Genomic DNA, 13,882 nt, shown 5'->3' on the forward strand with positions numbered 1-13,882 from the left:
GTCGGCCGCGTCAGCTTGTGCCCGCCGGCTTGGCGGCAGGAATGCCGTCACCCGTCTTCGGCGGGGCCGCACCGCGCGTGAGCGTGACGCGGATACTGAAGTTGGACACGCGGCGCTGATCCCGCGGTGGCAGCGTGAGGTTGGCCGCAACGATCTCGACCAGCTCAGGCCGACTCAGCCACTTGCTGTTGTTGTTGAGGTTGCGCAACAACTCGGACACACGCTCCTGCGACTGCGCGACACCCGTGATCAAGATGGCCTGGTTGTCCTGTCGCAACGAACTCAGGTAAACGCCCTCCGGCAGCTGACCGACCATTTCGTCGAGCAGGTGCACGGGCAGGTTGCGATCAGCCTGAAGGTCCTCCACCGCCAGTTGCCTGGCCTTCAAGGCCGCCAACTGCGTCTGCAAACCGGCAATGTCCTTGATCTGGGCATCCAGCTTTGCGTTTTCGGCCGCAAGAAAAGCATTGCGTCCCTGCTGGGTTGAAATGTGGTTCTGGAACCAGGTGAAGATCAGGCCCACGACCAAGCCACCGACCAGCGCAGCACCGCCCACCTGGGCAAAAAACAACTCGCGCTGGCGCTTGCGTGCCGCCTCGCGGTGCGGGAGCAAATTGATGAGGATCATTGGTAGAACCTCCGCAGCGCCAGCCCAGTGGCCACTAGGTACGACGTGGCCTCACTCTCCAAGCGGCGGGTGTTGATGCCCGCCCCCAGCTTCATCCCTTCAAAAGGGTTGATCAGCTTGCAGGGAAACGAGGTCTGCCCGGTCACCATCAGCGGCAGGCCAGGCAACCCGGCAGAGCCCCCCGACAACAGGATGTAATCCACCTTGTTGTGCGGCGTGCTGGTGAAAAAGAATTGCAGCGCCCGGCCGATCTCCTGGCACAGGCTTTCCATGAAAGGCTGCAGCACGCGCGCCGAGTGATCGGGCGGCAGCTCGCCGTTGCGTTTTTTGGTTTCGGCCTCTTCGAAGCTCATGCCGTACTGCTTCACCAGCAGTTGCGTGAGCTGTCCACCGCCAAACATCTGGTCGCGCTCGTACAGCACATCGTCGTTGCGAATCACCTGCAAGCTGGTGGTCTGCGAGCCCACCTCGAACAACGCCACCAGGGCATCAACACCTTTGTTGGGGAAGCCGTCCAGCAGGCGCGACGCCGCCATGCGCGACGCGTAGGACTCCACATCCATGATGACGGGCTTGAGCCCGGCCGCCTCGGCCAGGCCTTGGCGATCAGACACCTTTTCCTTGCGAGAGGCCGCGATCAGCACATCCACATCGTTGGGCGAATTGGGGTTGGCACCGATGACACAAAAATCCAGACTCACCTCGTTGAGCGAAAACGGGATGTACTGGTTGGCCTCCGACTCCACTTGCACCTCAAGCACTTTGTCCGACAAGCCCGCAGGCAGGGTGATTTTCTTGGTGATCACCGCAGAACCAGGCAACGCCATCGCAACGTTCTTGGTGCGGGTGCCGGACTTGCGCACGAGGCGGCGCACCGCATCGGCCACCTCGTCAAACTTTTCGATGTTGCCGTCGGTGATCCAACCCCGCTCCAAGGGCTCGATGGCGCAATGCTCCAACACCAGGGACCCGTCACGCTCGCGACCGATCTCGACCAGCTTGACCGTGGACGAGCTCACATCGATGCCGAGCAACGGCGCCGCTTCACGGCTGAAGAGAGATCCCAATGAGATCAAGGCAGTCCCCAAGACGGTGGCGCACACGGCGTGCGCGCTTCACAAGACTTAACATTTCACTTCAATACTAGCAGCAAGGTCATTGGGCGGTAAAGAAAAATGCCCTGTTTGACCCGGCCGCACGTTGTCTGAACCCGACGATTGTTGAAATGGCCGCTTACATTCTGACCCGTATTTCACCCATTTGGGACAGTGGCCAGGCAAACAGACGCGAAGTTTTGCGCAATCTGCCACACCCGGGTTTTTATAATCAAGGCCGTTCCAAGGCCCTTCATGCCCGCACCCAAAGACGCTCCCCACACCCCACCCCGCCCTGCCAAGCAGGGCTGGACCCACACCTTGGCGCGCGGCGTCGTTGCGCTGGCCAGCCTGGCGGTGGCCGGTGTGGCCACACTGCTGTTGCTGGTGGGGCTCGCGCTGGCCGTGGCCTTCCCCAACCTGCCCGACGTCACCGATCTGGCCGACTACCGACCCAAACTGCCCTTGCGCGTGTTCACCGCCGACGGCGTGCTGATGGGGGAATTTGGTGAAGAACGCCGCAATCTGCTGCCCATCGCCCAGATCCCACCGGTCATGACCAACGCCGTGCTGGCCATCGAAGACGCCCGCTTCTTCGAACACAACGGGGTGGACTACATCGGCATGGTGCGCGCCGCGCTGGCCAACCTGGGACAAGCCAAAAGCCAGGGCGCCTCCACCATTACCATGCAGGTGGCGCGCAACGTCTACCTCTCGGCCGAAAAAAGCTATATGCGCAAGATCTACGAGGTCTTGCTCACCTTCAAGCTGGAGCACATGTTCACCAAGGAGCAAATCCTTGAGATCTACATGAACCAGATTTTCCTGGGCCAGCGCGCTTATGGCTTTGCCGCGGCCTCACAGGTGTATTTCGGCAAGCCCCTGAAGGACGTGTCGGTGGCCGAAGCGGCCATGCTCGCCGGCCTGCCCAAGGCGCCCTCGGCCTACAACCCCATCAGCAACCCCCGCCGCGCCCGCTCGCGCCAGCTCCACATCATCGACCGCATGGTCGAAAACGGCTTCATCACCGAAGCGCAGGCCGAAGCCGCCCGCCGCGAGCCCCTGCGCGTGCGCCCGCCCAGCAGCAGCGAGCGCTTGCACGCCGAGTACGTGGCCGAAATGGTGCGCCAGTCCATCTTCAGCCAGTACGGCGACGAAACCTACACCCGAGGCCTGAACGTCTACACCACACTGGACAGCAAGGCCCAGCAGGTCGCTCACCAGTCCGTGCGGCGCGGCGTGCTCGACTTCGAACGCCGCCAGTTCTACCGTGGGCCCGAACGGTTTGTGGATTTGCCCACCGACCCCAAGGCACTGGACGCAGCCATCGATGACGTGCTGGCCGACCACCCGGACAATGGTGAGCTGCTCACCGCCGTGGTGCTGGAGGCCAGCCCACGCAAGGTGGTGGTGGCCCGCGACAGCGGCGAGCCCATCGAAATCACGGGAGAAGGCCTCAAGCCCGTCCAATCGGGCTTGGCAGACAAAGCCCCCCCCAAGCTGAAGATTCGGCGTGGCGCGGTGGTGCGCATTGTCCAGACCCCACGCAAGACCTGGGACCTGAGCCAGTTGCCCGAGGTGGAGTCTGCCTTCGTCGCCATGGACCCTCGCAACGGCGCCATCAAGGCCCTGGTCGGCGGCTTCGATTTCCAGAAAAACAAGTTCAACCACGTCACCCAGGCGCAGCGGCAGCCCGGCTCCAGCTTCAAGCCATTCATCTATTCGGCCGCGCTGGAAAAAGGCCTCACGCCCAGCACCGTGGTGGAAGATGCACCGCTGTTCTTCAGCGCGGCGGCCACCGGCGGCAAGCCCTGGGAGCCCAAGAACTACGACGGCCAGTTCGATGGCCCGATGAGCGTGCGCACGGCGCTGGCCAGGTCCAAAAACATGGTGTCCATCCGGGTGCTGCAGATGGTGGGCACCCAAAGCGCGCAGGAATGGGTCACCCGCTTCGGCTTTGAAGCCGACAAACACCCTGCCTACCTCACCATGGCGCTGGGTGCCGGCACCGTGACCCCCATGCAAATGGCCGCCGGCTACGCCGTGTTTGCCAACGGCGGTTACCGCATCGACCCCTACCTCATCACCCACGTGACGGACGACAAAGGCCGCACCCTGTTGGAAGTGCCCGCACCAGAACTGACCGAAGACGTGCGCGCCATCAGCCCGCGCAACGCCTTCGTGATGGGCTCGCTGCTGCAGGAGATCACCCGCACGGGCACGGCCGCGCGCGCGCAGGCCACACTCAAACGCCCCGATCTGTATGGCAAAACCGGCACCACCAACGATGCGGTGGACGCCTGGTTTGTGGGCTACCAGCCCACGCTGGTGGCGGCCACCTGGGTGGGCTACGACACGCCACGCAACCTGGGCAGCCGCGAAACCGGCGGTGGGCTGAGCCTGCCCATCTGGATCAGCTTCATGAGCGAGGCCCTCAGGGGTGTGCCCGTGGAACTGCCATCACCGCCTGAAGGCGTGGTGTCCATGGGGGGTGACTGGTATTTCCAGGAATACACCCCCGGCCACAGCGTGGCCAAACTGGGCGCGGCCGAGGGCATGGTCGGCGATTTGCCAGCGACCGCGCCAGCGATCGAATCTCAGGAAAAACGCAGCATCCTCGACCTGTTCAGGAACTGAACACCAGCGCCTGGCCAGCCTGCTCGGTGGCGCAGCGTGTGAGTTGCGCAAACAACTCGCCCTGCCCCTTGGTGTCCACCCAGGCCTGGCCGTCCCACTTGTAGTGGTAGCCACCCGAACGCGCCGCCACCCAGATTTCATGCAGCGGCTTTTGCAAATTGACCACGATCTGGCTGCGGTTGGCAAACACCAGCGTGACCATGCCGCCCACACGTTGGTTGTCCACGTCGGCGTCGGTGGCTTCATTGATGCGATCACAGGCCAGTTCAATGGCCTGGAGCGCCGCCTCGGCGCGGTCGAGGAATTCAAGGTCGGTCATACAATCTTGTGATGTTGTTCGGCACCCAAATTTTAGGCTCGCGCCGCCGCCCCATTCGCCTTGTGGCCTTGGCGCTGGCCGCCGCGCTCGTGGCCGCAGGCTGTGGCCAGAAGGGCGCGCTCTACATGCCCGCCCCGGCCGACCAGCCTTCCTCAAAAACACCCACCCCGCGCTGACCGCGCGCTTTTTGCACAATTTCCGGCATGAGCTCTGATTTCCTGCGGCCGTTCATCGGCTACCGCAACGGCCAGTTGATGGTCGAAGACGTGTCGGTGAACGACTTGGCGCGCGCCCACGGCACGCCGCTGTTCATCTACGCCAAGGCCGCCATGCTGCAAGCACTGGCCACCTACCAGCGTGGTTTTGCTGGACGCGACGCGCAGATCTGCTACGCCATGAAGGCCAACAGCTCGCTGGCCATCCTGCAAACCTTTGTGCGCGCGGGCTGTGGACTGGACATCGTCTCGGGGGGTGAACTCGACCGTGCCCTGGCCGCCGGCTGCGAGCCCCACAAAATCATTTTTTCGGGCGTGGGCAAAACCCGCGCCGAAATGCGCCGCGCGCTGGACGCCGGCATCGGCTGCTTCAACGTCGAGAGCCGCGCCGAACTGGAAGTGCTGGACGAAGTGGCCCGCAGCATGGGCCAGCGCGCACCGGTGAGCGTGCGCGTCAACCCCGATGTGGACGCCAAAACCCACCCCTACATTTCCACCGGCCTGAAAGGCAACAAGTTCGGCATCGCCCACCAGGACGCAGTAGAAACCTACCTGTTTGCCGCGTCGTGCAAGGGGCTGCGCGTGGTCGGTATCGACTGCCACATCGGCTCACAAATCACCGAGATGGCGCCCTACCTCGACGCCATGGACCGCGTGCTGGACCTGGTCACCGCCATCGAAGCGGCGGGCGTGCCCATCCAGCACATCGACTTCGGCGGCGGCCTGGGCATCGACTACCAGGGCGACACCCCGCCTGCGGCCGACACGCTGTGGGCCGCGCTGCTGGCCAAGCTGGACGCGCGTGGTTTTGGCCAACGCAAACTGATGATCGAGCCCGGCCGCTCGCTGGTGGGCAATGCCGGCGTGTGCATCACCGAGGTGCTCTACCTCAAGCCGGGCGAGCAGAAAAACTTCCTGATCGTGGACGCGGCCATGAACGACCTGCCGCGCCCGGCCATGTACCAGGCGCACCACGGCATCGTGCCCGTGCTGCCGCGCGATGGCGCCACCACCACCTGGGACGTGGTGGGCCCGGTGTGCGAGAGCGGTGACTGGATCGGCCGCGACCGCGAGCTCAATGTGGCCCAGGGCGACCTGTTGGCGGTGTTGTCGGCCGGGGCGTACTGCATGAGCATGGCCAGCAACTACAACACCCGCGGCCGTGCGGCCGAGGTGTTGGTGGACGGCGCCCAAGCCATGCTGATCCGTGAGCGCGAAAGTGTGGCCGACCAGCTCAGGCTGGAACGCGCGCTCTGAACCGCCACCACACACGCCAACCCAGCAGCGCGCCCAGGAGGGCGGCGTACACCGCCACCTCGCCAAACAACTGCTTGCCGGCCCGCATCCAGAAGAAGTGCAGCACGCCCAGCACGGCCACCGCGTAGACCGCGCGGTGCAGCCGCTGCCAGCGGCGTGCCCCCATCGCCTTGATGGCACGGTTGAACGACGTGGCGGCCAGCGCCAGCAACAAGCCCCAAGCCAGCATGCCCACGGTGATGAAGGGACGCTTGACGATGTCGGGCAGCAACTCGACCAAGTCAAAGCCCATGTCCAGCCAGGCATAGGCCAGCAGGTGCAGGCTGGCATAGAAAAACACGAACAAGCCCAGCATGCGGCGCCAGCGCGCCACCACCGTCCAGCCCGTGTGGTGCCGCAGCGGCGTGACCAGCAAGACGAGGCACAGGAAGCGCAAGGTCCAGTCGCCCAGGCCACGGATCAGTGCCTCGGCGGGGTTGGCACCCAGTTGGTTCAACAAGCCCGCCCCCACCAGCCAAAACGCCGGCAGGGTGCACAACACAAACAACAGTGGCTTGACCCAGGAGCGGGTCAACAAGGCCTGCATCAGAAAAATTTGCGCAAATCCATGCCGGCGTACAACTGGCCCACCTGCGGCTCGTAGCCATTGAACATCAGCGTTTTCCGCCGCTTGGCAAACAGGCCCTGCCCTTCACCGATGCGGCGCTCACTCGCCTGGCTCCAGCGGGGGTGCGCCACGTCGGGGTTGACGTTGGAGTAGAAGCCGTATTCCTGCGGTGCCGAGACGTTCCACGCGGTGCGCGGCTCCTTGTCGGTGAAGCGGATCTTGACCAGCGATTTGCCGCTCTTGAACCCGTACTTCCAGGGCACCACCAGCCGCAACGGCGCGCCGTTCTGGTTGGGCAACACCTCGCCGTACATGCCAAAGGCCAGCAGGGTCAGCGGGTGCATGGCTTCGTCCAGCCGCAAGCCTTCCACATAAGGCCAATCCAGCACGCCCGAGCGCAAACCAGGCATCTGCGCCTTGTCGGCCAGGGTCACAAATTCAACGTATTTGGCGCTGCCCAATGGCTCCACTTTTTTGATCAGCTCGGCCACCGAATACCCCACCCAAGGGATGACCATGGACCAGCCTTCGACGCAGCGCAGTCGGTAAATGCGCTCTTCCATGGCGCTGAGTTTGAGCAGATCTTCAATGCCGTAGGTGCGGGGATTTTTGACCAAGCCCTCCACCTGCACCGTCCACGGCCGGGGCTTGAACTGCTTGGAATAGGCGGCCGGGTCGGACTTGTCGGTGCCGAACTCGTAGAAGTTGTTGTAGAGCGTTGCGTCGTCGTAGGCCGTGACCGCCTCAACGGTCGATGCGCCGGCCACTGCGGACTTGACGCCCGGCAGCGGCGCCAGCTTGCCTGGTCGGGCCATCTGCGCCCGCGCGTCGCGCGTTGCCCAGGCCCCCATGCCCAAGGCACCCGCACCCATGGCCACCTGTTGCAACCACTCGCGCCGCCGCAGGTAGGCGTCAGGTGGTGTGATCTCGCTGGCGATGGGGTGGTTGAATCCGTTGTCTTGAGAGCGAATCAGCATGGCGCGTCCTCTGGGTGTTCGGGCGTAGAGTGCATGCCATTCTCACAAGTTCCTCGGGGCGGCTCGTCAGCACACCGCCCAAGACCCCACAGAAGTCAGAGTTCACCGTAGCTGTGCAGGCCGCTCAGGAACATGTTCACACCCAGGAAAGCGAAGGTGGTGATGGCCAAACCCACCAACGCCCACCAGGCCGCCACGGTGCCGCGCAGGCCTTTGATGAGGCGCATGTGCAGCCAAGCTGCGTAGTTGAGCCACACGATCAAGGCCCAGGTTTCCTTGGGGTCCCAACTCCAGTAGCCGCCCCAGGCTTCGGCCGCCCACAAGGCCCCGAGCACGGTGGCGATGGTGAAGAAGGCAAAGCCCACGGCGATGGCCTTGTACATCACATCGTCCAGCACCTCAAAGCTGGGCAGACGCTCGGCAATGCGGCGGCGCCCCAGCATGATGGCGGCCACGATCAAGGCCGAGATGCCGAAATACACAAACCAGTAGCTGCCGCCTTTGTCCAGCGAATCCTGGCGGAACACCAGCGGCTCCAGGCACAGCACCACACCCAACAACCACAGCGGCGCGAGTTTGTACCAGCGGGTTTCGCCTGCGCTCTGTTTGATGAGGTAGGCAAAGGCCAGCATGGCGGCGATGGCAAAGGTGCCATAGCCGATGAAGTTGGCCGGCACATGCAGCTTCATCCACCAGCTTTGCAGCGCGGGCACCAGGGGCTGGATTTCATGCGCCTCGCGCACCACCGTGTACCACAGCAAAAAGCCCACGGCCGCACTCACCACCAGCATCACAAACGCGCCCATGCGGCGGGTGTCGTAGCGGTCTTCGTAGTACAGGTAGAAGGCCGCTGTCATCCAGCAGAACATCACGAACACTTCGTACAGGTTGCTCACCGGGATGTGGCCCACATCGGGGCCGATCAGGTAGCTCTCGTACCAGCGCACCATGGTGCCCACCAGCGCCAGCGTCACGGCGACCCATGCCAGGCGCGAACCCAGCAGCTCAAAGCTGTCGCCCACCCGGCGGCTGAACAGCCCGCCCCAGTAGAACAGGGTGCTCATGAAAAACAGCACGCTCATCCACAGGATGGCCGATTGGCTGGAAATGAAATACTTGAGCAGGAAGGCCTGATCGGCCCGCGCGAGTTGGGCGCCGGCATCGGTCTGGTACAGCGCAATGGCCAACAGCGACAGCGCAGCCACCACCACCATCAACGCCCGCAGCGGTCGCCAGAACCAGCCCAGCCAAATGGCCGCCGGTGCCGAGCCCACCAGGATGGCTTTTTCATAGCCATCCATGAAGTCGGCGTAGCGCATGAACGCAAACGCGGTGCCGGCAAGCACCAGCAACGCAAACAGCCAGTCGAACGCGTTGCGGCGCGACATGAAGCTGCCGTTGAGCGTCATGGCCTGGGGGGACTTGGCATTCAAGGTCTGCGTGGCGGTGTTCATGGCGATACCTGTATCAGTCGGGACTTGAGCATGTCGAATTCGCGGTCGCCGTCCATCGTCTTGCGGTTGGTGGACAAGGCCATGGTGGCTTGGGCGCCGCCGGCTGAAGGCGCCAGCCACACCCACAGGCGGCGTTCGCGCACATAGAGCATGGCAAAAACGCCCAGAATCAGCAACAGGCAACCCAGGTAGACGATGGTTTTGCCGGGTGCGCGTGCCACCTGAAACACGCTGGCCTGCACCTGCGTGAAATCGGTGAGCTGCAAGGCCATGGGCGCCGGGTAGAAAAAGGCGTCGCTGAGCGCCAGCACGGACTGCGTCATGAAGCGCTGGGTGGATTCGGCTTCACCGTCCAGTGGCTTGAGGCCAGCGGCCTCACGGCTGATCTGCAGCAACTCGAACAAGGTGCCGTTGAGGATGCGCACCAGCACCTCGCCAGCGCGCTCGCGCTCGGCCTCGGGCACGTTGACCTCCATGAAGCGCGACACCGCCTGCAAACCGCCCAGCGGCGCCGCCTGATCGGCCGGCTTCAAGGTGTCCAGCGATGGGTCCACGCCGGCAAACAAGTCCAGCGCGCGGCCGGCCGAGGCGGCAAGCGCCTGGGTCATCTGGGCATTGCTGGTGTCGGCCGCGCGCGCCACGTAGCGCGCCACAGCGCGGGCGCGCTGCGCCGGGTCGGTCAGGGCCGTGCGCAGCCGCACAAAGCCGTCGAGGCTGTCCTGGTCGTCGGCCGGTACGCGCAGGTAACGGAAGGGCTCGGCCGGCGTCTCACGCATGCCCAGCAGGAACAAGCGCGCGCCGTCCAGCTCCACCGGCAACATGTAGTTCTGGAATTCGGTGGCCTGGCCCGCTGCGTCGCGCAGCTTGTAGCTCACGCTGGGGCCGATGTTGCGCAGCTCTTTTTTGCTCACGGTCTTGTTGGCGGCACCGAGTCGGCCTTCGATGGCGTGGCGCAGGTCCACCTTGCGCACGTCGGCCCCCGAGGCGGACGCGGCATCGCTCATGTTCTCGACGTTGATGACACGCAGGCCGGTGAACTCCAGCGTCAGTCGCTGGTCACCGTTGCTGAGCTCGGTCGAACCGCCAATGGTGCCCTCGACCTCGAAGGGGGCGGTGACCGTGCCCATGGGCGCGGCGCGCAGCTTCACGCGCGAGCCCCCATCGTCGAAGCTGGACTGGTAAATCTGTATGCCCCGGTGGCTGACCGGGTGGTTGACCTCGACCCGTGCCTCCTTTTTTTCGCCCGTCTCTTTGTCGTGGATAACGACGTCGCTGGCGAACAATTTGGGCATGCCGGTGGAGTAGTACTCGACGATGAACTTCTTGAGTTCGATCGAGAACGGCAGGTCTTGCAGCAGCACGCCTGTGGGCTGGCTGAGGATGGCGGTGCTGGACTGCGTACCTTCGGTGACCAGGATGTTGCCGCGAAAGGTCGGGTTGGTGGGCGACAGCCGGTGCTCGGCCGGCACATCGGCGATCATGCCGCCGCCCTCGAACACGGTCTTGCCGTTGAACCACATCTGCGCGCGCACGATGAGATCACCGTCGAGCAGCCCACCAATACACACCAGCACGATGGCGCTGTGCGCCGCGAGATACCCGATCTTGTTGGCCGCACCCGCCTTGGCCGCCACCATCCAGCCGGTGCCCACCGGGGTGTCGCGCTGCTGCAGTTTCACCTTCCAGCCGCTGCTGGCCAGCGTGCTGCCAATGCGCTGCGCCGCCACCTCTGGCGCTTCGGCCAAGGTGTTTTCAGCGCGGTGGCCAAAAGCCTTGAGGCTTTGCTCCCGCAGGTTTTCTTTGTAGGTGCGCAGGTCGGCAAAAATTTTCGGGGTGTTGCGCACGATGCACAGGCTGGTGCTGAGCACCAGAAAGGCCAGAATCAACAGGAACCACCAGGCGCTGTAGACCGCGTACAGGTCGAGCGCACCAAACACCTCTGCCCAGAACGGCCCAAACTGGTTGACGTAGTTGTTGATGGGCTCGTGCTGCTTGACCACCGTGCCAATCACCGAGGCAATGCAGATCACCGTCAGCAACGAGATGGCAAAACGCATGGACGACAGCAATTCCACCGCGTTGCGCATGAAACGCGAACCGGAGTCGATCTGCAGGCCTTGGGTGGAAACGGTCATGTAGCGGTGTAAAAAAAGGGCGGGCCTTGTTCAAGCCCGCCCCGTCTGTGATGCGATTTCGGCCTGGCGGTTCAGCGTTTTGTGAAAACTCCGCGCATTTTGCCGTTGAATATTAATATTCGCTTATATCCCCACCTGTCGGCGGGGCCTTGCCACCTGTCAGCGCAAGCCGGCAATGTAGTCGGACACGGCTTTGATCTCACGCTCGGTCAGGTACGCCGCCACCTGGGTCATTTGCACGTTGTTCTTGCGTGCCCCGTCGCGGAAAGCGCGCAATTGAGCGGCGGTGTAGTCGGCATGTTGGCCCGACACACGCGGGTACTGGGCCGGCATGCCCGAACCGGCCGGGCCGTGGCAGGATGCACAAGCGGCGATCTTGCGGTCGGTGATGCCACCGCGGTAAATGCGTTCACCCAGCTTGACCAGGTCTTTTTCCTTGGCAAAACCGGGCTTGTTCTTCTGCGAAGCCAGCCAGTACGACACGTTGCGCATGTCTTCTTCGGACATGGCGGACGCAAAACCCTTCATCACCGCGTTGTCGCGTTTGCCGGACTTGAACTCCTGCAACTGCTTGACCAGGTACTCGGGATGCTGCTGCGCCAGCTTGGGGTTGGCGGGGATGGACGAGTTGCCGTCGGCCGCGTGGCAAGCCACACACACCTGACCGTAGAGCGCCGCGCCCTTGTTCAGGTCGGGTTTGGCGGCCTGAGCCTGGGCAGACAGGGAAACAACGGCCAGCGCGACGGCGCTGAAAAAGGTGGCAAACGGTTTCATGTCGAGGGCTATCAACGTGGGCGATCTTCACGCGGTTTACGAAACACCCACGCAAACCGCCAAACGGCGCGCCGCGCAGGCGCAAAACACCGGCATTTTACAATGGCCCGAAAGGCGCCCTTCATGAACACCACCACTTCCCCCGCAACCCCGGTTGCCAACCCCGACGTGGACGCCAAAATCGCCCACGGCTGGCTGCACACCGCCCGCTTTCTCACCACGGCGCCGCAACTGCAATTCCTGCCCCCGCTGACGGTGCCTGAAATCGCCTTTGTGGGCCGCTCCAACGCGGGCAAGTCCACCTGCATCAACACGCTGACACAACAAAAGCGCCTGGCCTTTGCCTCCAAAACGCCCGGCCGCACCCAGAGCATCAACCTGTTTTCACTGGGCAAACAAGGCGTCACCGACGCCGTGCTGGCCGATCTGCCGGGCTACGGCTACGCGGCCGTGCCCAAAGAAGCCAAGCTGCGCTGGCAACGGGTCATGTCCAACTACCTCATGACGCGCGAAAACCTGCGCGGCGTGGTGCTGCTGTGCGACCCCCGCCTGGGCCTGACCGAACTGGACGAAATCCTGCTCGACATCATCCGCCCGCGCGTGGAAGAAGGGCTGCAGTTCCTGGTGCTGCTCACCAAGGCCGACAAACTGACCCGCGCCGAAGCCAACAAGGCGCTGTCGATTGCGCGACTGCAAGCCGGCGGCGGCGAGGCCAAACTGTTCTCGGCCCTCAAAAAACAAGGCTTGGACGAGGTGGCACAACTGTTGTGGCGCTGGGTGCGCACCGCGCCCACCATCACGCTGGCCCAGGCCGATGAAACCCCAACGCCCACCCCGCCCGAACCCGCCGAACCCGACACGCCACCCACATGATCGAACGCCACACGCTCACCCTGCCCCATGGCATTTCGCTGGAATGCCGCAGCAGCGGTGAACGTGGCAGGCCGGTGCTGCTGTTTTTGCACGGCTTCCCGGAAGCCGCTTTTGTGTGGGACGAACTGCTGACCCACTTTTCGCGCCCCGAACACGGCGGCTACCGCTGTGTGGCCCCCAACCTGCGCGGCTATGCGGGCTCCAGCACGCCACCCGATGTGAGCGACTACCGCGCCAAACACCTGGTGCAAGACGTGCTGGCGCTGATTGCCCTGGAAGCGGACGGCGCACCGCTGGCGGCCCTGGTGGCGCACGACTGGGGCGGCGCGGTGGCCTGGAACCTGGCCGCACTTCACCCACAACAGTTGGAACGCCTGGCCATCATCAACTCGCCCCACCCCGGCACCTTTTTGCGCGAACTCCAGCAGTCACCCGAACAACAAGCCGCCAGCGCCTACATGAGCTTCTTGTGCCGGCCCGACGCGGCGGCACTGCTGGCTGAGGACGACTTCAAACGGCTGTGGCCTTTTTTCACCAACATGGGCGCGGCCGACGGCCCACACGCCTGGCTGACCGATGCCGTGAAAGCGCAATTCCGCGCCGTGTGGCGCCAAGGCCTGGACGGCGCGTTGAACTACTACCGTGCCTCGCCCTTGCGTCCTGCGACGGCAAGCGACCCCGGCGCAACCACCGTGACCCTGCCGCGCGCGATGTTGGAAGTGCATGTGCCCACCCATGTGCTGTGGGCCATGGACGACACCGCCCTGCCCCCGGGCCTGCTGGATGGACTGGGCGACTTTGTGCCGAAGCTCCACCTGACCCAACTGCCCGGGGCCACCCACTGGGTGGTGCACGAGCAACCACAGCGCGTCATCGCGTGGTTGGCAGGGGCACTCGCGGCACGGCCCTGAA

Annotated in this window: 13 protein-coding genes; 5 read left to right on the forward strand and 8 right to left on the reverse strand. The window is 63.9% G+C overall.

Features of this window, described 5'->3' with window-relative positions:
* Positions 1-10: 10 nt before the first annotated feature.
* Entirely contained in the window at positions 11-628 is a 618-nt protein-coding gene (locus ACFQPB_RS02955; RefSeq protein WP_382219645.1) for a PilN domain-containing protein, read from the reverse strand.
* Positions 625-1,704 (reverse strand): pilus assembly protein PilM, encoded by a 1,080-nt coding sequence (locus tag ACFQPB_RS02960; RefSeq protein ID WP_382219647.1) that lies wholly within the window; start codon positions 1,702-1,704, stop codon positions 625-627. The genes ACFQPB_RS02955 and ACFQPB_RS02960 overlap by 4 nt, the downstream gene beginning before the upstream one ends.
* A 273-nt stretch (positions 1,705-1,977) precedes the next feature.
* On the opposite strand from ACFQPB_RS02960, the gene ACFQPB_RS02965 reads away from it, so the two are divergent.
* Entirely contained in the window at positions 1,978-4,359 is a 2,382-nt protein-coding gene (locus tag ACFQPB_RS02965) for a penicillin-binding protein 1A (RefSeq protein ID WP_382219648.1), read from the forward strand.
* Here ACFQPB_RS02965 and cyaY read toward each other — a convergent pair.
* Positions 4,349-4,678, reverse strand: a complete 330-nt coding sequence (gene cyaY, locus ACFQPB_RS02970) for an iron donor protein CyaY (protein ID WP_382198978.1) — start codon at positions 4,676-4,678, stop codon at positions 4,349-4,351. The two genes, ACFQPB_RS02965 and cyaY, sit on opposite strands and share 11 nt — an antisense overlap.
* Positions 4,679-4,689: 11 nt before the next feature.
* On the opposite strand from cyaY, the gene lptM reads away from it, so the two are divergent.
* Both lptM and lysA read left to right on the forward strand, forming a co-directional pair.
* Positions 4,690-4,854 carry an LPS translocon maturation chaperone LptM gene (lptM, locus tag ACFQPB_RS02975; protein WP_382219650.1) on the forward strand — a complete coding sequence of 55 codons (165 nt, stop codon included), beginning with the start codon at positions 4,690-4,692 and terminating at the stop codon, positions 4,852-4,854.
* Between the two features lie 27 nt (positions 4,855-4,881).
* Positions 4,882-6,150: a diaminopimelate decarboxylase gene (gene lysA / locus ACFQPB_RS02980; protein ID WP_382219651.1), complete on the forward strand. Its 1,269-nt coding sequence runs from the start codon at positions 4,882-4,884 to the stop codon at positions 6,148-6,150.
* Here the strand turns inward: lysA and ACFQPB_RS02985 are convergent.
* From ACFQPB_RS02985 to ACFQPB_RS03005, 5 genes are all read right to left on the reverse strand, one after another.
* The gene (locus tag ACFQPB_RS02985; RefSeq protein WP_382219653.1) at positions 6,128-6,736 is read right to left on the reverse strand and encodes a protein-methionine-sulfoxide reductase heme-binding subunit MsrQ; all 609 of its coding nucleotides are present in this window, start codon (positions 6,734-6,736) and stop codon (positions 6,128-6,130) included. The two genes, lysA and ACFQPB_RS02985, sit on opposite strands and share 23 nt — an antisense overlap.
* Entirely contained in the window at positions 6,736-7,734 is a 999-nt protein-coding gene (msrP, locus tag ACFQPB_RS02990; RefSeq protein WP_382198974.1) for a protein-methionine-sulfoxide reductase catalytic subunit MsrP, read from the reverse strand. Before msrP ends, ACFQPB_RS02985 begins: the two co-directional genes overlap by 1 nt.
* 95 nt (positions 7,735-7,829) lie before the next feature.
* On the reverse strand, positions 7,830-9,188 hold the full coding sequence (gene ccsB, locus ACFQPB_RS02995; protein ID WP_382219655.1) for a c-type cytochrome biogenesis protein CcsB: 1,359 nt from the start codon (positions 9,186-9,188) through the stop codon (positions 7,830-7,832).
* Positions 9,185-11,323: a cytochrome c biogenesis protein ResB gene (locus ACFQPB_RS03000; RefSeq protein WP_382219657.1), complete on the reverse strand. Its 2,139-nt coding sequence runs from the start codon at positions 11,321-11,323 to the stop codon at positions 9,185-9,187. Before ACFQPB_RS03000 ends, ccsB begins: the two co-directional genes overlap by 4 nt.
* Positions 11,324-11,482: 159 nt before the next feature.
* Positions 11,483-12,097, reverse strand: coding sequence for a c-type cytochrome (locus ACFQPB_RS03005; protein ID WP_382198971.1), 615 nt, complete (start codon positions 12,095-12,097; stop codon positions 11,483-11,485).
* Positions 12,098-12,220: 123 nt separating this feature from the next.
* Between ACFQPB_RS03005 and yihA the strand changes: the two genes are divergently transcribed.
* Positions 12,221-12,970: a ribosome biogenesis GTP-binding protein YihA/YsxC gene (yihA, locus tag ACFQPB_RS03010; RefSeq protein ID WP_382219659.1), complete on the forward strand. Its 750-nt coding sequence runs from the start codon at positions 12,221-12,223 to the stop codon at positions 12,968-12,970.
* The gene (locus ACFQPB_RS03015; protein ID WP_382219661.1) at positions 12,967-13,881 is read left to right on the forward strand and encodes an alpha/beta fold hydrolase; all 915 of its coding nucleotides are present in this window, start codon (positions 12,967-12,969) and stop codon (positions 13,879-13,881) included. Before yihA ends, ACFQPB_RS03015 begins: the two co-directional genes overlap by 4 nt.
* Position 13,882 lies beyond the last annotated feature (1 nt).

This window comes from Hydrogenophaga atypica, assembly GCF_042665215.1.
Classification (GTDB): Bacteria; Pseudomonadota; Gammaproteobacteria; order Burkholderiales; family Burkholderiaceae_C; genus Hydrogenophaga; species Hydrogenophaga defluvii_A.

Coding starts and splice junctions, on each gene's coding strand:
- yihA (WP_382219659.1), top strand. CDS start 12,221: ATGAACACCACCACTTCCCCCGCAACCCCGGTTGCCAACCCCGACGTG.
- ACFQPB_RS03005 (WP_382198971.1), bottom strand. CDS start 12,097: ATGAAACCGTTTGCCACCTTTTTCAGCGCCGTCGCGCTGGCCGTTGTT.
- ACFQPB_RS03015 (WP_382219661.1), top strand. CDS start 12,967: ATGATCGAACGCCACACGCTCACCCTGCCCCATGGCATTTCGCTGGAA.
- ACFQPB_RS03000 (WP_382219657.1), bottom strand. CDS start 11,323: ATGACCGTTTCCACCCAAGGCCTGCAGATCGACTCCGGTTCGCGTTTC.
- ccsB (WP_382219655.1), bottom strand. CDS start 9,188: ATGAACACCGCCACGCAGACCTTGAATGCCAAGTCCCCCCAGGCCATG.
- msrP (WP_382198974.1), bottom strand. CDS start 7,734: ATGCTGATTCGCTCTCAAGACAACGGATTCAACCACCCCATCGCCAGC.
- ACFQPB_RS02985 (WP_382219653.1), bottom strand. CDS start 6,736: ATGCAGGCCTTGTTGACCCGCTCCTGGGTCAAGCCACTGTTGTTTGTG.
- ACFQPB_RS02965 (WP_382219648.1), top strand. CDS start 1,978: ATGCCCGCACCCAAAGACGCTCCCCACACCCCACCCCGCCCTGCCAAG.
- lysA (WP_382219651.1), top strand. CDS start 4,882: ATGAGCTCTGATTTCCTGCGGCCGTTCATCGGCTACCGCAACGGCCAG.
- ACFQPB_RS02955 (WP_382219645.1), bottom strand. CDS start 628: ATGATCCTCATCAATTTGCTCCCGCACCGCGAGGCGGCACGCAAGCGC.
- cyaY (WP_382198978.1), bottom strand. CDS start 4,678: ATGACCGACCTTGAATTCCTCGACCGCGCCGAGGCGGCGCTCCAGGCC.
- lptM (WP_382219650.1), top strand. CDS start 4,690: ATGTTGTTCGGCACCCAAATTTTAGGCTCGCGCCGCCGCCCCATTCGC.